The sequence below is a fragment of the Halalkalibacter oceani genome (assembly GCF_023715705.1).
GTDB classification, from domain to species: Bacteria; Bacillota; Bacilli; order Bacillales; family Bacillaceae_D; genus Halalkalibacter; species Halalkalibacter oceani_A.
In genome coordinates, this window is sequence record NZ_JAMBOS010000005.1 from 60,265 (window position 1) to 79,521 (window position 19,257).

Consider the following 19,257-nt stretch of genomic DNA (forward strand, 5'->3'; position numbering starts at 1 on the left):
TAACATATTGCCCCAAAGGTTGACAAGACTATTGACCGCTGCCCGATGTCGGTGTATCAGACGGAATAATCATTCCACCTTCTGAATACACATCCGGCACTTTCCCTGACGTTGTCATGACGCCAATCGGAATCGTTGTTTTCACCGCTTCGGTATTTGTCGCAAAAGGAATGACAATCTTTGCATCAACGATCATATCAAACGCAAGGGTAATTTTCGTATTGTTAATACCGATATTTTCCACCTGCAAGTTCAAATCCGTTTTTACGTCACCAATAGCTGAAAACCGCACTGGAACTTGTGGCCCTAACTGAGCAAGCAATGCATTATTTGTCGCCTGCCCCAATGGAATGCTATAAATAATCCCACCTTCGGCTGAACTTAAAAGATCGTCCTTACTCTCCCCCTCATCAAATGAAATATCAAAGGCTTCTCCGCGCTCAATTGCCTTCAAGTGCCGTTGCACCCTGCCTGTCGCCTCTGACACAACACGATTATAAATTTGAGTATTCGGCTGGACACTTGTCACCATTCCATCAGCATCGTACTGAATAATAAATAACTCTTCCTGATTCAGATCGGTGCTGATCTTTTTATTGACAGCGTCATTAATCGCTTTTGTCGCAATCACCCGCGCTTCCGTCGTCGCTATATGTACAAGCGTTGGTCGAATTCCTTTTTCAATAACCCACAACCCTAGTACAGTTAAAAGAACAAAAATAATAAATGAAAGCAGTAATACATAGCGAAACGGGAGCGGACCTTTTCTAGATTGGGGTCTGCTTCTTTTGGGTGCTCTCATGCTAAAAAACCCCCTTTGCTGACAAGTATATGCACGAAGCAAAGAGAGTTTGATAAGATTCTTTTTCAGTTTACCGCTTACTCATCCGCTCATAAACAAGAAAATCATGGTCGTAGCGATTTTTTTCATCACGCTGTCCGGCAACCGAGGAGATCAGACGCCACTCCTCTTCATCAATCGGAGGAAAAAATGTATCGGCCGCAAAAGTCTCATGAATAAGCGTGACATACAGCCGGTCAACATCATGCCAAAAAAGCTGGAAGAGCTCACTTCCGCCAATCACAAAAAACTCCTCTCTCTCCCGGCTGAGCGCCATCACCTGCTCACGTTCATGAACGACTTCGCACCCTTCCGCCACAAAGCCGCGGTCACGCGTCATCACTACATTCCGGCGCTTTGGCAATGGCCGGCCAATCGATTGGTACGTTTTCCTCCCCATAACAATCGGGTGGCCGGTCGTTACTCGCTTAAAGTATTGCAAATCAGCCGGTAAATGCCACGGCAGCTGATTTTCTTTTCCGATCGCCCGGTTCTGATCCATCGCAACAATATAAGACAGCATCGTTACCACTCCTTCATTTTCACATATCGTATCATATTGGCTGGAAAATGAGTAGAAGTCCCTCGCTTAAACGAGGCTGACATGCTTCTCCAATGAGACGGCCTGGTTCAGCTTAACAACGACCTCATCACCGGGCGAATAGCGCTGCAACTGGTCGGTATGAACCGTGATCAGTTCACCATTCAGCTCGACTGAATAATGAAATTCTTTGCCTTGAAACATCACATTCCGAACAATGCCTGTTATCCCGGAGCCTGTCTTATCAAGCGCAAATTGCTCCGGCCGTACCGGAAAGTACCCCTGCTTCCGAATCTGCGGAGAAATCGTACTTGACTGCCAGATGACCGCCTCGTCACCGAACGGCTTGAATTGATCGCCATACCAGCTTCCTTTAATCAAATTCGCTTTTCCGACAAAAGTCGCCACAAACGGAGTAGCGGGCTGGGTATAGATTTGTTCCGGTGTACCAACCTGTTCAATCCGGCCGGCGCGCATCACGACAATTTCGTCGGCCATCGCCAAGGCTTCGGCCTGGTCATGAGTCACATAGACGATTGACGTTTTCACTAACCGGTGAATCGTTTGAATCTCCTGACGCAAATCCATGCGCAGCTCGGCATCAAGGCTGCTCAACGGCTCATCCATCAACAGCAGGGCCGGCTGCGGCGCCAAAGCACGAGCGATCGCCACCCGCTGCTTCTGCCCGCCTGACAGCTCATTAGGCATCCGCTCTCCATACTCCTGCAAGCCGACAATCTCGAGCATTTCCTCGACTCGTTCCCTCGCTCGTTTCTTCAAATGCGCGGGAGTGAACCGGTGATGCTTTAAAGGAAACTGGATCTGCTCTTTAACCTTTAAATGCGGCCAAAGGGCAAACGATTGAAAAACCATCCCGATGTTGCGCTTTTCCGGCGGAGTCACCCGCGCTGGATGGGCGACCTGCTGCCCATTCATTCTTATTTCACCTGTCGTCGGCGCTTCAAATCCAGCCAACAGGCGCAGCAGCGTTGTTTTCCCGCAGCCGGATGGACCTAAGATCGCAATAAATTTCCCCTCTTCAATGGCCAAATCAATTGGCGACAAGGCGGAGACATCACCAAATTTTTTCGATACATTTGCCAAGATTGTACTCATGCTTTTCTCACCCTTTTTTCGTAAAGCTTTTGCATTCCCGCGAGCAAGCCGGTTACGACCAGCATCATCACGACAATTAAGCTTGAAAACGCCGTTGAATGTGTCGTATAGCCCGCCTGCTCAAAATTGAAGATCATCAGTCCAATCGTTTCAGAGCCGCTCGACCATAAAAGAGCTGATACAGTCAGTTCGGTCAGCGTCGTCAGCACGACCAGAAAAGCTCCGCTCAACAATCCCGGCAGAAGCAGCGGAAGCATGATCGAGCGCCATTTCACAAACGTTCCGGCTCCGGCCATATGAGCCGCTTCCTCCATCGCCGGTGCAATTTGCGACATCGCCGTCATACTGCCTCTTACCTGAAGAATCATAAAACGCGTTACGTAAGCAATGAACAAAATCCAGATACTGCCGTAAATCCCCGGATTCCAGCCCGGAATTGGCTGCATCCATGCCAGAATCATCGCTAAAGCAAGGACCATGCCCGGTAATGCGTATGGTAAGCCGACCGCCAATTCGACAATTTTGCTGACGACATTTCTTTTCCGCAAGCGGTAATAAGCAATCGCCGTGCCAATGACTAAACAAATCACGCCTGTACTAACAGCAAGCTTAACACTGTTCAGCAACGCCCCGCGCACTTTTTCATGATCAAACAGGACAAACTGATAATGCTGCAAGGTTAGATTTTCGAATGAAAACGGCAGCCCGTACGCGCGGATCAGCGACGATCCGAACATCGAAAAAAGCGGAACGATACTAATCAACAGGAGAAAGCCCCACAGCAGCACCTCCACTACCAGTCGCCAGGCCCCCAACGAAAAGCGGGGCTTATCGTCAATTTCACTGTTCTCCCCTGTTTTCGCTTTGCGCAGCAGCAGCCATTGACCGGCCGTCGCTACTAGGGCGATGATTCCCAACAGAACTGAAAACGTCGCCGCCCGGGAAAAGGCGCTCGGGCCGAAGCCGGCGATTTCCTGATAAATTGCTGTGCTCAAGACGGTAATATTCGCCGGAATTCCGAGAAATGCCGGGATTCCGAAGTTGTCCAAATTGGCGAGAAAGGCAAGCAGTCCGCCGCTGGCCACACCGGGCAGCGCAAGCGGAAACGTCACTTTGCGAAAAACGGTCCAGCTGTTTCCTCCGGATGAACGCACCGCCCATTCCAGCTCGCGGGGAATCCGTTTTAACACGCTCATCGTCAATAGGAAAACAAGGGGATAATGCGACAATCCGAGAACAAGAATGATGCCTGTATGGCTGTACAGATTCAACGGCTCAAGCTGTCCGGGCAATAACGCCAGCAGGCGCGCCGCCAGGCTGTTGCTGCTTAAGAACTGCGTCCAGGAAAGCGTGATGATGTACGAAGGAATGATAAACGGGAGCAGGACAAGGACGTGCAGCCACTTTTTCGCGCGAATGTCGCTGTAGGCGACAAGCCAGGCGGAAGCGACTCCCATCACTAGCGCGATGATCGTTGATCCCGCGACGACCAGGCCGGTATTCGATACTATTTTCCACGTTCTCGCTTCCTGAAAGATCGTTGAATAGTTGGCAAAGGCGCTTCCATCCGTCACAAAGCTCAGAGCGACCAGACGGAACACCGGCCAGACAAACAGGAAGAAAATAAGACTAAGGCAGACAATCAACCAAATGGTTTTGCGGATATCCAAAGGAAAAAAGAAGGAAGATCGAACAGACCATCTTCCTTGCACATGTTGTTCAGCCATAGTACACCTCTCTCGTCTTACTCGCCGAATATGTCGATAAACGCTTGCTTGTCTGCTTCACGTGTTTCAAGCAGTTCACGAATATCATGGGAAATGACGTTCATCTCACTAATCGGCTTCAATCCTTCCGGAGCGTCCACTCCTTCACGGATCGGCGTATAGCCAAGTTCAGCAGCGACAAGTTGTCCTTCTTCTGACAGAACGAAATCGACAAAGGCTTTCGCCGCCTCTTCATTTTCAGTGTTGCTCATAATGCCAATCGGTTCTGTAATAACCGGCACACCTTCTTCCGGATAAACAAGATCAACCGGAGACCCTTCCGCCTTGGCGCGGGCAACCATGAAGTCAACGACGACGCCATATGATTTTTCGCCGCTGGCGACAGCTTGCAGGACGGCGCCGTTTCCTTGCACGACCGTCATTTCATTTTCGTGAAGTCCTTCAAAAAACGACCAGCCGAATTGATCCTGCCGGCTCAACACGCCAACATTATAGGCTGCTGCTCCTGAATAAAGCGGACTTGGCATAATCGCCTGCCCTTTTGCTTCCTCTTCCGTCAGCACGCTCCATGAAGCCGGCAGCTCGCCGTCATTGGCTGTGTTCGCCGCCAGCACCGTCGCCATTACCTTTGTCCCCGCATACATTCCATCGGGATCAAGCAAATCAGCCGGAATAAACTCGGCTTCCGGTGATTGATACGCTAAAAGCAGATCCTGCTCCTTCAATGTTTCAAATGTGACGGCATCAGCGACAAGAAGGACATCCGCCTGAATATCTCCCGCCTGACTTTCTGCGGCGATTTTACTCATCACCTCTTCCGTTCCTGAGCGAAAGACGTTTACTTCGACTTCAGGATAGGCCTCATTAAATGCTGCGACAAGCGCTGTGGCATCGCTGTCCGGCTGAGACGTATAAAACTCCAATGTCCCTGAGATGGCGCCCTCTGCCTCAGTGGCAGCCTGCGTTTCTTCAGTAGATAGGTCTTCTGTTGTCTCCGGCGTATCCGCCCCTCCACACGCTCCAAGCACTAGGATTGAAAAAGCTGCGACTGAATAAATAAAGCGTTTCATGAGAATGTTTCCTCCTTAGAAAAGTGTAGTTTATGATTCGAGAACCATTTTTCAAATCTGCGCACATGCTTTTTTTGACTAACTTTGCCTTCTAATGGGGTAACGGTGACATAGCCTGCTTTTAATTTCGCAAAATCGCCTTCCTCTTCAAATTCAGTAAGCTGACCGATATGATCTTTCAGCCAGTAATACACCTGGCCATACGGGTCATTTAAGCCGACATATTTATAACGGCTGACCGACAAATCCAACGGGACGACCTTAATGCCGGAGCAGGCGTGTTTTTCCAAATATGGAAGGTTAACATTAACGAAGACGCCCGGCGGAATCCGGTTGGAAAGCAAAGGTTCGATCACCTCGTAGAGCAGCCGTTTCGGCATTTGAAAGCTCGTATCTTTTGTTTGCAGCCTGTCGAGCGAAACGGCGATCGCCGGAATTTGCAACAGGGAAGCTTCCGCCGCCGCAGCCATCGTGCCGGAATAATAGACATCCCTGCCCAGGTTCGGGCCGATATTAATCCCGGATATGACCAAATCCGGCTTTTCCTTTACCAGCACTTCCACTCCGAGTTTGACACAATCGGCCGGTGTTCCGTTTACGGCCCAGGCTTTCACCCCTGCTCCAAAAAGGGTGACCGTCGTCGCTTTCAGCGGCTGACGCAATGTTATCGAATGGCTGATCGCGCTTCGTTCCTGATCTGGACATACGACATAGATATCGCCGAAATGCTGGAGCACTTCAACCAAAGCCTCTACTCCCGGCGCAAAAATACCATCATCATTTGTGACAAGAAATTTCAACTTTTCATCTCCTTTGCAGTCGGTTGTGCACATGCGTTCAAATAACGCAAATGCTTTTGTAGAAGAATCGCTTCCGTGCTCGTATCATAGCCTTCCAAAACGACGGGATATGTCCCGCTCTGGAGATGTCCGATAAAGCGTTCGAGCAACAGTTCCCCTTCCCCGAGGGCGACATGATAGTTCGCTTTTGTTGAATCGCTAAGATGAATTTTATTAATTCGCGACATCTCGGCGAACGTAGCGAGTATATCCTTCCCGGGTGCAATATGCGCCGCATCAAACGTCGTTTGTACAGCGGATGACCGGCCATCAACTAAACGATTGATTTGCAGCGGGCTCGTGACAAACTCCTTTTTGATTTCCTCCATTAATTCCAGCGAAAGCGTGACGCCATATGTTTTGGCGGCCTCTTCTAAATAATCGAGGCTTTTCTGAAGCGCCTCCTCATGCCACGCTGTCCATTCCTCCGTCAACGTTCTTCTCCCTGGATGGACGGTGACATTCGTCGCTTCGATCGAAGCGGCAAGCGCGAACGAGCGGACAATTTCCTCAACTGACTGGCGCCGGATTCCTTCATTTAACGAACAAATATTTAAATCCCAGCTTGCCGCATGAAAGGTGATCTCCAGGTCAAACCGCCTGGCAACGCGGCGAATATCTCTGACCCGCATCTGACTGAACCAGACTTGCTCGGCCCACAGCTCAAGCCCGCGCAGGTTATGGTTGTAAACGACCGCGCCAATTTCCTCAATGTCCTTTCCCCATAGTAGCGTCGATGAGGCCAACAGCTTCAACGTACTCCCTCCTTTGTTTTCACCTTTTCAAGCCAAGGCATCAGTTCTTCCTTTTGACAGGCAACCGACCCAGGAGGAAATGGGCTTCTGGAGCTATATCCGTGAAAATCACTGCCGCAGCTTTTAAACAGCCTGTAGTGATCGGCCATGTCATTCCAATAGACGGTCGCTGCCTCATCATGCTGCGAATAATAAACTTCGATGCCATCAAGCCCCTGCTCCACCAGCGCCGCCAGCGACCATTCCCACCGATAAATTCCAGGATGGGCTAAAAAAGCTTTTCCCCCAGCTTCATGAATAAGCGCGATCGCTTCGGCCGCCGTCAGCCCTTCTCGCTCGATAAAGGCAGGAGCCCCTTTGGTCAGCAAAGCTTGATAAGCTTGTCCAGACTTGGTGAAATAACCGCGCGCCACTAACTCATCGGCGATATGAGTACGAACGATAACAGCGTTTCCCGCTCTTTCCCGGCAATTCTCCCAATCAATCCGGTAGCCAAGCTTCTGTAATACTTGAACAATCGCTTTGCTCCACTTCATTCTCTCGCCCTGTCTCCACGATACATAATCAGCCATCCGCTGGTACGCGGGATCAAAGCCGTACCCTAAAATGTGAAGCTCTCCCTGGTCACCGTCCGTGTTGAACTCTATCCCCGGGATCAGATCAATCCCCAGCTTCTCAGCTGTTCTTTCAGCCTTGAAATAGGCGGACACTTCGTCATGATCTGTAATAGAAAGCACGGAAACACCAAGAGAGGCAGCCTCTTCAACGAGCTTTTCCGGAGAAAGCTCCCCATCTGAATGCGTGCTGTGCATATGTAAATCGATCATCTGTGGTCGCCTCGCTTTCTTATACATCCCCTACACTACAGGAAAAATTTCAACGTACTATAAAGCCCACTTATGAGATTTGTAAAAAAATCATAAAGTCAGACTGTTTTAACCTCTTGTAAAGGAAAACAACAAAATTGAAAAAGGCTGATAAGATCAAATAAAAACAAAACAGACTTAATTTTCAGATATTAAGACAGCGTAAATTTTTTACAATTCGTTAACATCAGAAATAAAAAGCTGCTTCACAATAAAAAAAGCAATGCCACAAAAAGGTTGTTTTTACCCTTTTGAGACATTGCAACTTTGACATCGCCTATACCGCAACATGCGCTTTAATCGCCGGATGCGGATCATAGCCAATCAGTTCAAGATCCTCCCATTCAACATCAAAAATACTTTTCAGATCAGGGTTCAGCTTCAAGGTTGGCAAAGCTCTCGGCTCCCGTCCCAGCATTGTTTGAACCTGTTCAATGTGATTGGCGTAAATATGAACATCGGCCCCGGTATAAATCAGTTCCCCCACTTCAAGATTGCATTCATGAGCGATCAAATGGGTTAACAGGGCGTAGGAAGCGATATTAAATGGTAGTCCGAGAAACACATCGTTTGATCGCATATGAAACATGCAGCTGAGCTTCCCGTCATGAACATAAAATTGGAAAGCATAATGACAAGGGGGCAGCTGTTGATTCTTCAATTCCGAAGCGCTCCACGCGTTACATAGCAGACGCCTTGAATCGGGATTGCGCTTTATTTCATCAATAATATATTGAATCTGGTCATACACCTGACCATCTGCGCCTTCCCAGCTCCTCCACTGCTTGCCGTACACATTTCCCAAATCACCGAACTGTTTAGCAAAGCGGTCGTCCTCCAACACACGCTGCTGATAAATCGCCAGCTGCTGCTTATACAGCTGTTCAAACTCGGAATCGTTCTGGCTTCTCAGGCCAAAGTTCGTCATATCCGGCCCGGTATAGTCTTTTGATTCCACCCACTTTTGAAAGCCCCACTCATCCCAAATATGGTTATTTTGCTCAAGCAGATAGCGGAGATTCGTATCTCCTTTCAAAAACCAGATCAGCTCGGTCGCCACTAAGCGAAACGGAACACGTTTTGTCGTCAATAACGGAAAGCCGTCCTGGAGATTCATCCGCATTTGATAACCGAACACACTAATCGTGCCGGTGCCTGTCCGATCTTCCTTGCGCACGCCATGCTCCAGCACATAGTTACACAGCTCTAAATATTGTTTCATTTTACTCTGTCCCTTCTATTCATCAATCTATTACAGCCCGCTCACTTGGCCTTAAATCAGTCACCGGCTTTATAAAGAAAAACGTCAGGCGTCTTTTCTTTGAAACAGCTGCGGAGCGGTTACCACTCTATAGGCTTGTCTCTTCTTTCGTTTACATGATTGAAGCCTGCATCACACCCAGCGCTCCCACTCAATCCATTTTTTTAAAGAGCTGCCTTCAAAGAAGCTGCTGAAAAAGTACGATTTTCATTTTTTTTTAGCAGCTTTTTCGTAATGAGCGTAGCCGTTGCCTGATTTTGAAAGCCTTGCTACGAGTGAGTTTCTCGAAGCAAGGCGCGCAACACGCGGAGCCATTACTCTTCTTCGAGTCACGAAAAGGGTTGAAGGCAAGCCTGCCTGCTTTATCCCTTCATCCGCAAAAGAGCATCCTTGCCGCGCATTCCCGGCGTAATTCCAAGCTCCTCGGCGGCGAGCGTCACTGATTCCAATGGAGCATCAAGCAGCTGCTCGATTGTTCTCACTCCAACTGCACGGGCAGCCACGATTTTACGTTCTTTCAGCTTTTCATTTAACAAGGCGACGTCCAATGCTCCGCACATTATATAGCCTGTATCATTCATGACTGCCATGAAATTCGTTTTCGGCAGCTTCAGGGTCACAGCGATAAAAGTTTGCTCCTCAATTTGAATTGGGTTCATTTCAATCAACTGTCCCACTCCCCATCTGGTCATTGTCATTATATAAGCAGTATATGACCATGGCCGAAAAAGGTGAGCGGTTTTAAACGTCTCCCCACAGTTGATTTAGCTTCCACGCCAGAATATCACGTAAAAATTCAGGCATAAAATAACGCTTCGACGTCGAATCCGCCATTGCCGGGAGCAAATGACCGAACGTATACATATCAAGTGTGGCAATCGAATAAACGTGATCAGCATGGAGCTTCTCCCCGAGAACAGTGATGCTGTGAACGGTCTCAGCCGTCCCGTCTACTTCAATGCCCGTAAAAACCATCCGGCCAAGCACCTTGCCGCGAAAGCCAAATCCTTTCAGCTCGAGATAGCGCAATTCCTGCGAGTATGCCCGTTTCACTGTTTCCTCGAGCTGACGGCCGGTCAATTCCACGACACACGGGTTAATCGGATGCGGGCAAACACGGTGAACATCCGCTTTCGTTATCGTTCCCGCTTCCAGCGCTTCAAGCAGCACCCCGGCGTGCATCATCCCGAGCTTTTGCCCACACCACTCTGTCAACGCATCACAAAGAAACTGAGTCCCCTTCGTTCTTGCCTGCCAGTCAACAGGCAACCTTTCCGGCAAAACAGCAACTTGTTCCGCTAACAGCCGCTCCGTTTCGGCCTTCATATCAGCTAACAGCGTCTTCGTCCGCTCATCCTCCGGGCTCTTGCTGATGTCTACTAACGTCGCTTCGCTTTCTACTACCTGCTGGCTTTCCGTATCGTATTCAATTTGAACTTGGCCGAGATACGCCCCAAACTTGCCGGCCTGGGCGATCAATGTGCCGACGACCCGTTTACCTGCCGGCAGCACATGATGAGTATGGGCGCCGATGATCACATCAATCTCTTCAAATTCAGCCGCAATCTCCTCATCGCGAAACAAGCCGAGATGAGAAAGCAAAATGACGATATCCGCTTCTTGCCTCAGCGCGACGAGCTGCTCTTTTAGCACAGGCTTCGGCGGAGCAATTCTCCAGCCCAACTGCTGATAAAACTTTGTAAATGGAGCCGTCACGCCAATCAGTCCGACCGTCAGCCCGTTATCCAATCTATGTAAAGCCGTCGGTCTTACCCAGTCAGGCCGCCGGCCGTTTTGCTCAAACAGATTAGCTAACACAACCGGAAACGCAGCATCGTCATAAAGGTGCTCCAGCTGCTCCTTCGCAAAGGTGATCCCTTCGTTGTTGCCAATCGTGACATAATCAACTTGCGCTTCATTCAGCAGGCGCGTATTTCCTTGACCAATCGAGGCTTCTGTCACTGGGTTGCTCCGATCGGCATGATCGCCTAAATCAAAATAAAGCGTGTTCTCATCCCGCTGATTTTTAATATGGGCGACCACCTGTGCCCAGTGATCAAAGCAGCTGTGGATATCATTTGTATGAAATAGCGTAAGACGTTTTACAGCCACTCGCTCGCTGCCCCCCTTCTACCCGAAACTTTCTTATGTTTGCCCTTCATCAAAGAAGAGATTAAGCTGCCGCGGGGCAAGATCCTCGTAGTCAATTCCAAGCAGATTAATCATTTGCTTGGCGTTATCAGCGGCATCCCCCCCGGAGTTATTATTAAATAGAACGTATATATCTTTTGTTTGTTCGTCCAGTTTCATAATATGTTCTTTCCATTCCAAAAGCTCGGCTTCATTGTAACGATATAAATAGCGGACCTCACGCCAACGGCCATTACCGGGATCGTTCCAGCCGTGAATATTTCTGCCGTGCAAGCGGATCAGCGTTTTTTCCGGATGCGTCGCCTCCAGCACCGTCGGGATTGACCCGGCTCCGGCCTGGGGCTCGTCACAGATGCTGTGAATCCAGCCCTCCTCCTGCATAAAGGCTAACGTTCTCTCCTTCATTCCCGCTGAAAACCACGATTGGTGGCGAAACTCAAGCGCCAGAGGAAATTCCTGCAGCTCCTGCTTCACATAGCGCAGCCATTGGACATTTTCCTTTTTGCAATCAAACCATGGCGGAAACTGACAAAGAACCATTCCGAGCTTGTTTGCATCAGCAACCGGGCGAACCGACAGGCGGAACGCTTCAAACATCTCCTCCTTTGTTTCATACGGCTGAATGCCCCGCTGATGGCCCGTCATCCCCTGATAGGCTTTGACAATAAACTGAAAGCTTTTCGGTGTTTCCTTCAGCCACTTCTCAATGTTGCGGCGCGGCTGTACGGCATAAAATGATGAGTCCAGTTCAACTATCGGAAAATGACCGGCATAGGCATCCAGTCCCTTTCCTCTGCCGTCATAAAGGGAATCATGATCGGTCCAGCCCGTTACTCCGATGTAGATCATCTGATCCTCTCCTTTGTCCAGCAAATACAATGTATCGTTCCTTTTCCCTGATCTGCGTAAAGATAACCCGTTAAACAACGTTCACTCTATTATAACGGAATTCAGTCCGTTCCTCACCCTTCAACTCCAGCTTATTTGCCATCGTCGTTCTAATGGGCCCTGACCCGCCATATCACCGCTAGTGCCTGATAAATCATGAAAAGCTTTTACGGAGGACAAAATGAACGCTCGCAAAAACAAAGAAAATCCCGGACACGGACACTTTTTCAGTAGTGCCGTTATCCGGGAGATAAATAAACCAGTTATGATTTTAATGGATCAGTAAAATAATTCCAACACCAAGAAGAGCAAAGATCGATAAATGTAAGCCATTTGCCCGCAGCCCCGTTTCCACACCTGAGATGCCGATTAAACGGCTGACCATAAGGTTCAATCCCGAAAACGGGCTGAGCGCTGTAGAAATGGACCAGGCCAACAACAGCAATAATGCCAGGGCAAGGTTGCTTGTACCGAGTTCATCAGCCTGCAATTGCATCGCCAGTGCGGCAATCACCGCAATTTGATGAATCCCGATATACGTCACAGCGAGGACAATGACCAGCACCGCGATCGCAAAAAGTAAAAATGACCGACCGGCGATGACCGTCAAAAAACCGCTTATTTTGTTGGCAAAACTGGTTCCTTGAATCGCGTGAGCCAGCAGCCTGGCACTTGTAAACAGCATAATTTCATTGCTCATCGACGGTACGGATTGATCCCGAAAGCTGCGCAGGAACGGAATGAGTTTTTCCAGCTGTTTGTGACAAGCCCCCACAGAAGGGGGAGAAAGACCGAAATTAAACTGACGATCACGATCATTGACCATTTCGTCACATACTCAAGGAGTAAGGACGCAGTGAGTAAAAGGAGGACAAAAATGGTGAGGAGCAGCAACTGTCTTCGGTGCTTGAATTCCAACGGTCTTTCCGGAATAGCCGCCTCAGCAAGCGGATGCTTTTTTTCCCAAATCATAAACAAGATATTGCCGATAAACAAAGAAAGACAGGATAAACCAATTCCATACAGGATATAGGAGCCTACCGGCATACCGAGATAATAGAGAACGAGGGAAACAGAGGCGAAATATGGCGACCAAAGTACAGCCGTCGAGAACCCAACCAGATAGCTTTTAGCTGACACGCGCGCCGGCAATTTCAACTCGGAAAGAAATTCACTGACAATCCGGACAGACCCCAAGCTCAGGATCGGACTGAGAATAAACAGTATCGAGGTAATGCCGGCAAACAGTTGTTTCGGGTGGTGCAGTAATTTTTTCAACAAAGAGTCCACTGATTCAAAATAGCCTCCTGCCTTCAAAGGGATCGATAGCAAAGGGGCAAGCGTCACTAAACAAAGCAGCGGAAGGATCAGCAAAATCCCTTCACTGATTCCTTCCAGCCCTGTCCCTTTGCTCACTTCCACCGCACCCCCGGTTCCCATCATAACCAGGCCGATCACTCTTGGAAAGCCGCCGGCATTTGCCACACTTGCGCAAAAAGACAAAAAGGCCAATGCTACAATGACATAGCCCAGCCATGTGATGCCGGCAAAATATTGAACCAGAAACAAGCAGCACATTGATAAAATGAGATAGCTGCGCATGCAGCTCTCATCTCCTTTCTAAAAAGCCAGACCTTCGTTCCTGCCAGCCTGAATGCGAGCAAAAACAATGCTCATGTAATTGGAGCAGGATTAAATAAACTCAATTCATTGCTGATTCCCCAGCGATCGGCCCATGTTTGTTTGCGTCCACTCGCGACGTCGAGAATAAAATGAAACAATTCCCAGCCAACCTCTTCAATCGTCGCTTCGCCAGTTGCAATCGTCCCGGCATTAATATCAATTAAATCATTCCACTGCTCCAGTAAGGCATTTCTCGTCGAAACCTTGACTACAGGAGCCATCGCCAGGCCATACGGTGTTCCTCTTCCCGTAGCAAATACTTGGAGGTGCATTCCGGCCGCCAATTGCAACGTTCCACAGACGAAATCACTTGCCGGCGTTGCCGCAAACAACAGGCCTTTTTGTGTGGCCTTTTCCCCCGGCGGTACAACGCCTGCTATCGGGCTTGTGCCTGATTTGGCCACTGAACCAAGGGATTTCTCAACCACATTTGCCAGTCCCCCTTTTTTATTTCCCGGTGACGGGTTGGCGCTGCGATCGGCCTCGCCTTTTTGCAAATAGTGATCATACCATTTCATTTCCTTTATTAGAGAGCGCCCCACCTCTTCGTTAACAGCGCGCGGCGTCAACAGGTGAACGGCATCGCGAACCTCCGTCACCTCGGAGAACATCACCGTCGCTCCGGCACGAACAAGCAAATCAGCAGCATATCCAATTGCCGGGTTTGCCGTCACTCCCGAAAAGGCGTCGCTCCCTCCGCACTGAAGACCAACGACGAGCTCTGAGGCAGGGAAGGTTTCACGCTCTCTCTTGTTCAATCTCTCCAGGCGCTCCTCGGCCATCTCGATAATTGTCGCCACCATCGCCGTAAAACCTTGTTGATCTTGAAGAGAAAGAATATCATCCTGATCAGCCAGGCGGTCCGGCTGCAGCTTTTCACAGCCTAAGCCGACGACCATTACCTCTCCCCCGAAATTCGGATGTGTCGCGATATTTTGAATCGTCCGGATTGGAATGACGGCGTCCGGAGCTTGAATCGCCACGCCGCAGCCGTAGTTATGATTAAGCGCGACCACGTCATGAACATTTGGGTACTTCGGCAGCAATTCCTGCTTTATTTTTTTTACAGCATAGTCTAATACTCCAGTGACACATTGGACACTTGTCGTAATGCCGAGGACGTTCTTAATCCCGACAGTTCCATCCTGATTGCGGTAGCCCTCGAATGTATACCCTTCTAAAGGAGGAAAAGGCTCAATAGTCTGCCCGGCTAAAGGAAGTTGATCGAGCTCCGGCGGGGTAGGCATGCTGATCAGCGATTCTTTGACCCAGCTCCCTTTTTTGATCACCGTTTTCGCGTAACCGATCGTTTCTCCATAACGAATAATCGGCTGATCCTGCTCTAAATCTCTTAATGCGACCTTATGTCCCTGGGGGATAAATTCGATCAGCTCCAAGCCACAGGAAAAACCGGCCCCTTCCTTTAGCCCGCCGGCATTGACAATAATTGCGACATTGTCATGTTCATGTACTTTGATATAGAGAGGAACATCGTTTCTTTTCGCCTGTGTCGTCATACGAAACTCTCCTTTTTCAATGAGATTGAAAGAACGGTAAATAAAGCCCTGGCATGTTTTTCGCGGTGTAGTGAAGGAGAGGGTGCCCCAGGATTGGATGTCCTTCGGCACATCTCCGGCTTAAGCTCTGGTGAAGATCACATGCCGCCTATTAATTGCAACATGCCGGAACCGCTCTTCCCCTTTGTCTTCAATATTTCTTGTTTCTGCCTCATTTATCGGCTCATCTGATGAGACACGGTCGCTTAGGATCAAACTTCCAGCCGGGAATAAGGTATTGCATCGCAGCCGCATCATTACGCCCTTCGGTCCCCTCTTGAAGATAAAGCCGGTGAGCGCTCTCGATCCGTTCCATATCCAGCTCAATGCCCAAACCCGGCTTGTCTGGAACCTCTATCATCCCGTTCGTAATTCGGTAAGGCTCCTTTGTTAATCGCTGACCATCCTGCCAGATCCAATGGGTATCAATCGCTGTTATCGTCCCAGGCGCCGCCGCAGCGACATGAGTAAACATTGCCAGTGAGATGTCAAAATGGTTATTCGAATGCGATCCCCAGGTCAGGCCCCAGTCATGACACATTTGCGCAACACGGACGGAACCGCGCATCGTCCAAAAGTGAGGATCCGCCAGAGGAATATCAACTGATTGCAGCAGAATGGAATGCCCCATTTGCCGCCAGTCAGTAGCAACCATATTGGTTGCTGTTTTCAATCCTGTCGCCCGGCGGAATTCCGCCATGATTTCGCGTGCGGAGTAGCCGTTTTCCGCTCCACATGGGTCCTCGGAATAGGCCAGTACATCATGCATATCCCGGCAAAGCTTAATTGCTTCCTCTAATGACCAGGCTCCGTTTGGATCCAATGTTATTCTTGCTTCAGGAAACCGTTCAGCGAGAGCGGTGACCGCTTCGATTTCCTCTTCTCCGCCCAGGACGCCGCCCTTTAGCTTGAAGTCACTAAACCCGTACCGTTCATAGGCTGCTTCTGCTAAACGGACAATTGCCTCAGGAGTAAGCGCTTTCTCGTTGCGCAATTGTAACCAGGTATCCTCGCCATCCGCTTCACTCCGGTATGCAAGCTCGGTTTGCCGGCGGTCACCAATATAAAACAGATACCCGAGCATCTCGACATGATCACGCTGCTTCCCCTCGCCCAGCAAGGAGCAGACAGGTACGCCAAGATACTGGCCGACAAGATCCAATAAAGCGGCCTCAAGAGCGGTCACTGCATGAACCGTAATCCGTAAATCAAATGTTTGCAAGCCGCGACCCGCCTGATCACGACTCGCAAATTGCTGCCGCACGTTGTTAAGAATCTGTTGATATTCGCCGATCGGCTGACCAACGACAAGTGAGACAGCATCTTCAAGCGTTTGACGAATCCCTTCTCCTCCGGGCACTTCTCCCACTCCGACATTCCCGGCATTGTCCGTTAAAATGACAATATTCCGTGTGAAAAAAGGGCTGTGCGCTCCGCTCAGATTAAGCAGCATACTATCATGACCCGCGACCGGAATCACCTTTACTTCTTTCACAATCGGTGTTTTCATTTTGCTTCCATTGATGGTCGGTTCAGTTAGCAACGAATTCTCCCTCCACTCTTTTTCCTATTTGCTATGCTCCTTATGTGGAGCGGGGTATTTTTCCAGCGTGTCAGCGATGATCGCTTTAAGTTCTTCATAATGTTCCTTCTCGACGGCAATACAAGGAGGGCGGACGGCATTGGCAACCGGAAATCCTTGAATTTCCATACCTGCTTTAATTAACGAAACCGCATACCCGTTACGCGCCTTTCGAATTCGATTGATCGGCAGCAAAACGTCAACATATATTTCTCTAACTAGCTTATGATTCCCTTCCAATAACGCGTCGTAATACAGCCTCGAAATATGCGGCATGTAATTTGACATCGCCGAAGAATATGAATTGAAACCGATTGCCGCATAGGCTGGCATTGTGATTTCAGCAAAAGGCATCCCGTTTAACCATTCAAGCCGGTCGCCAATCGTCTGAACCAGCTCCAGATTTAGCTCCATATTTCCGTAGCCGTCTTTTAAACCGACAATTTGCGGAAACTCGTCAACTAAACGCTGTAACGTCTCTAATTGAATAATGGCATTATCGCGGTTATATAAGATCGCATTGAGATTACTAGATTCGACAATTGTTTTGTAATAGTGATAAAGCCCTTCCTGTTCTCCATTAATTAAATAAGGAGGCAAAATCAAATATCCGTCCGCGCCGAGCTCCTCAGAAAGCTTAACCAGTTCCACGGCATCTGTGATATTGCCGCCGACGCCGGTATACACAGGTACTCTTTTATTGGCTGTTTCCAGCGCTGTTTCGACCATTTTTTGATACTCGGCTCTGCTGATAGCATGGAATTCACCAGACCCGCACGCAATAAAAATAGAAGAAAGACCCTCATTAATCAAAAAATCAATGTTTTCCGCCAGGGCTTTTGCATCAATAGTGCCCTCCTTAGTAAGTGGCGCTGTCGGGAAGCCAAGAATTCCCGTCGGTACTTTTCCTGCATTTGTCATTACTCTTCCATCCCTTCATAGAATAATTGTTTAATTGTCTTACAAATTGTTTATATTTTAATTGTAAGACAATTAAAATATATTGTCAAACTTTTTCAAAGGATTTTTTCCTAACAGATGATCGGCAAAGATCGTATGAATCATCTCTTCAACCGGAGCCGGCTTCGCGTTCGTTTCTCCTAAACCAGTAACTCCTTCATCAGTATGGATTCGAACTAAAAGCTCCCGCGGGTGCTCTTTAGTGCGAAACGTCTCAATTTTAACGATACGCATCCGATCCTCTTCTTTCTTTAACGTTTATAGAAGAGGCTGCCTCATAAGATCGCCTTGATCTTTGTGAGACAGCCCTGCCACTAGGCAAAAGGTAACTATGTTCCCCGCTTATTGCTCCTGGCTTTCATAAAGTTCCGCATAATAAGCTTCCGTTTCCTCAATGTACTTATTTGCTTCTTCAGGCCCCATATAAGTTGGAGTCACTAAATATCCGCTTGCTTCTTCAACATATGCTTCATTGTTAATCACTGCTTCCAGCGCACTGGAGAAAGCACTTACCACTTCATCAGGTGTTTCTCTAGGAAACCCAAAGAAGAAGAACTTCTCAAAGCTGCTCTCTACTCCTTGTTCAAGAAAAGTCGGGACATCAGGCATTAAATCAACGCGTTCACTCGCCATGATGCCGAGCGTTCTCATATCTCCTGATTCCACATATTCATTTACAAGCCCTAATGATGTCGGGACGATATCGACATGTCCGCCCAGAAGCGCGGCCACTTTATCAGCGGCACCGCCAACATCTACAATATTCAGTTCAATCCCTTGGTCCTGTTCGAGCGCCAACAGCTGCAAATGAGTAAAACCGCCAACCTCTGTCGCAATTGATACCTGTCCGGGATTTTCTCTCGCATACTCAATCATATCCTGCAAATCCTCAAACTGCGATTCCCCATTGACCATAAAGGTGTTCCCATGATCCAGGATCGCGATTCCGGCCAACTTAAAGTCATCATAACTGAAATCGACCAGACCGAGAATTTTGTTTAACAGCAATGAATTGTGAAAGAACAAGCCCGTATAGCCATCCGGGTCCGCCTCCAGTACTTCCCTGGCACCAACTGTCCCTCCAGCTCCGCCAACGTTCGAGATTACAACCGGCTGTCCCAGTTCTTCCTCCAAATATTTCCCAAGCGTTCTTGCATTTAAATCTGTATCTCCTCCAGCTCCGGCAGGCACGACTATCGTAATTGGCTCCTGCGGGTAATCGGCGGCGCTTCCTTCCCCTCCTCCATCGCCTTCTGTCGTTTCGGCATTTTCTGCTTCATTCGGCTCCTCGCCGCCCCCACCGGCTCCTTCATCGCTTGAACATCCCGCGGCGACGATCGCCAACAGCAGCAGCAAAAACAATGTGCTTAGTGATTTTCTCATTCTTTTCATCTTTACCCCTCCATTAATGTATATTTATC

Annotated in this window: 19 protein-coding genes; all 19 read right to left on the reverse strand. The window is 48.8% G+C overall.

Going from position 1 to position 19,257, the window contains the following annotated elements:
• Positions 1-28: 28 nt before the first annotated feature.
• Positions 29-802 (reverse strand): sporulation protein YunB, encoded by a 774-nt coding sequence (yunB, locus tag M3212_RS06725; RefSeq protein WP_251193193.1) that lies wholly within the window; start codon positions 800-802, stop codon positions 29-31.
• A gap of 70 nt (positions 803-872) precedes the next feature.
• The gene (locus M3212_RS06730; RefSeq protein ID WP_251193194.1) at positions 873-1,364 is read right to left on the reverse strand and encodes a dihydrofolate reductase; all 492 of its coding nucleotides are present in this window, start codon (positions 1,362-1,364) and stop codon (positions 873-875) included.
• A 66-nt stretch (positions 1,365-1,430) separates the two neighbouring features.
• Positions 1,431-2,498, reverse strand: coding sequence for an ABC transporter ATP-binding protein (locus tag M3212_RS06735; RefSeq protein WP_251193195.1), 1,068 nt, complete (start codon positions 2,496-2,498; stop codon positions 1,431-1,433).
• A complete protein-coding gene (locus M3212_RS06740) occupies positions 2,495-4,225 on the reverse strand; it encodes an ABC transporter permease (RefSeq protein WP_251193196.1) in 1,731 nt (576 codons plus the stop codon). Before M3212_RS06740 ends, M3212_RS06735 begins: the two co-directional genes overlap by 4 nt.
• A 17-nt stretch (positions 4,226-4,242) precedes the next feature.
• Positions 4,243-5,295: an ABC transporter substrate-binding protein gene (locus M3212_RS06745; RefSeq protein WP_251193197.1), complete on the reverse strand. Its 1,053-nt coding sequence runs from the start codon at positions 5,293-5,295 to the stop codon at positions 4,243-4,245.
• The gene (gene surE / locus M3212_RS06750) at positions 5,292-6,095 is read right to left on the reverse strand and encodes a 5'/3'-nucleotidase SurE (protein ID WP_251193198.1); all 804 of its coding nucleotides are present in this window, start codon (positions 6,093-6,095) and stop codon (positions 5,292-5,294) included. Before surE ends, M3212_RS06745 begins: the two co-directional genes overlap by 4 nt.
• A complete protein-coding gene (locus M3212_RS06755; RefSeq protein ID WP_251193199.1) occupies positions 6,092-6,889 on the reverse strand; it encodes a sugar phosphate isomerase/epimerase family protein in 798 nt (265 codons plus the stop codon). Before M3212_RS06755 ends, surE begins: the two co-directional genes overlap by 4 nt.
• The gene (locus M3212_RS06760) at positions 6,886-7,716 is read right to left on the reverse strand and encodes a PHP domain-containing protein (protein WP_285874124.1); all 831 of its coding nucleotides are present in this window, start codon (positions 7,714-7,716) and stop codon (positions 6,886-6,888) included. The genes M3212_RS06755 and M3212_RS06760 overlap by 4 nt, the downstream gene beginning before the upstream one ends.
• A gap of 316 nt (positions 7,717-8,032) precedes the next feature.
• Positions 8,033-8,977 carry a thymidylate synthase gene (locus M3212_RS06765; protein ID WP_251193200.1) on the reverse strand — a complete coding sequence of 315 codons (945 nt, stop codon included), beginning with the start codon at positions 8,975-8,977 and terminating at the stop codon, positions 8,033-8,035.
• A gap of 401 nt (positions 8,978-9,378) precedes the next feature.
• Entirely contained in the window at positions 9,379-9,675 is a 297-nt protein-coding gene (locus M3212_RS06770) for a YunC family protein (protein WP_434084037.1), read from the reverse strand.
• Between the two features lie 82 nt (positions 9,676-9,757).
• Entirely contained in the window at positions 9,758-11,128 is a 1,371-nt protein-coding gene (locus M3212_RS22250; protein ID WP_251193202.1) for a bifunctional metallophosphatase/5'-nucleotidase, read from the reverse strand.
• A 33-nt stretch (positions 11,129-11,161) separates the two neighbouring features.
• Entirely contained in the window at positions 11,162-12,016 is an 855-nt protein-coding gene (locus M3212_RS06780) for a DUF72 domain-containing protein (RefSeq protein ID WP_251193203.1), read from the reverse strand.
• A gap of 310 nt (positions 12,017-12,326) precedes the next feature.
• The gene (locus M3212_RS06785; protein ID WP_251193204.1) at positions 12,327-12,755 is read right to left on the reverse strand and encodes a hypothetical protein; all 429 of its coding nucleotides are present in this window, start codon (positions 12,753-12,755) and stop codon (positions 12,327-12,329) included.
• The gene (locus M3212_RS06790) at positions 12,752-13,657 is read right to left on the reverse strand and encodes a hypothetical protein (RefSeq protein WP_251193205.1); all 906 of its coding nucleotides are present in this window, start codon (positions 13,655-13,657) and stop codon (positions 12,752-12,754) included. Before M3212_RS06790 ends, M3212_RS06785 begins: the two co-directional genes overlap by 4 nt.
• Before the next feature lie 71 nt (positions 13,658-13,728).
• On the reverse strand, positions 13,729-15,255 hold the full coding sequence (gene garD / locus M3212_RS06795; protein ID WP_251193206.1) for a galactarate dehydratase: 1,527 nt from the start codon (positions 15,253-15,255) through the stop codon (positions 13,729-13,731).
• Positions 15,256-15,478: 223 nt separating this feature from the next.
• Entirely contained in the window at positions 15,479-16,804 is a 1,326-nt protein-coding gene (gene gudD / locus M3212_RS06800; RefSeq protein ID WP_251193384.1) for a glucarate dehydratase, read from the reverse strand.
• A 57-nt stretch (positions 16,805-16,861) separates the two neighbouring features.
• Complete coding sequence (gene kdgD, locus M3212_RS06805) at positions 16,862-17,797, reverse strand: 5-dehydro-4-deoxyglucarate dehydratase (RefSeq protein ID WP_251193207.1); 936 nt, start codon at positions 17,795-17,797, stop codon at positions 16,862-16,864.
• Positions 17,798-17,869: 72 nt separating this feature from the next.
• Positions 17,870-18,070: a hypothetical protein gene (locus M3212_RS06810; protein WP_251193208.1), complete on the reverse strand. Its 201-nt coding sequence runs from the start codon at positions 18,068-18,070 to the stop codon at positions 17,870-17,872.
• A 108-nt stretch (positions 18,071-18,178) separates the two neighbouring features.
• Positions 18,179-19,228: a tripartite tricarboxylate transporter substrate binding protein gene (locus M3212_RS06815; protein ID WP_251193209.1), complete on the reverse strand. Its 1,050-nt coding sequence runs from the start codon at positions 19,226-19,228 to the stop codon at positions 18,179-18,181.
• Positions 19,229-19,257: the final 29 nt, after the last annotated feature.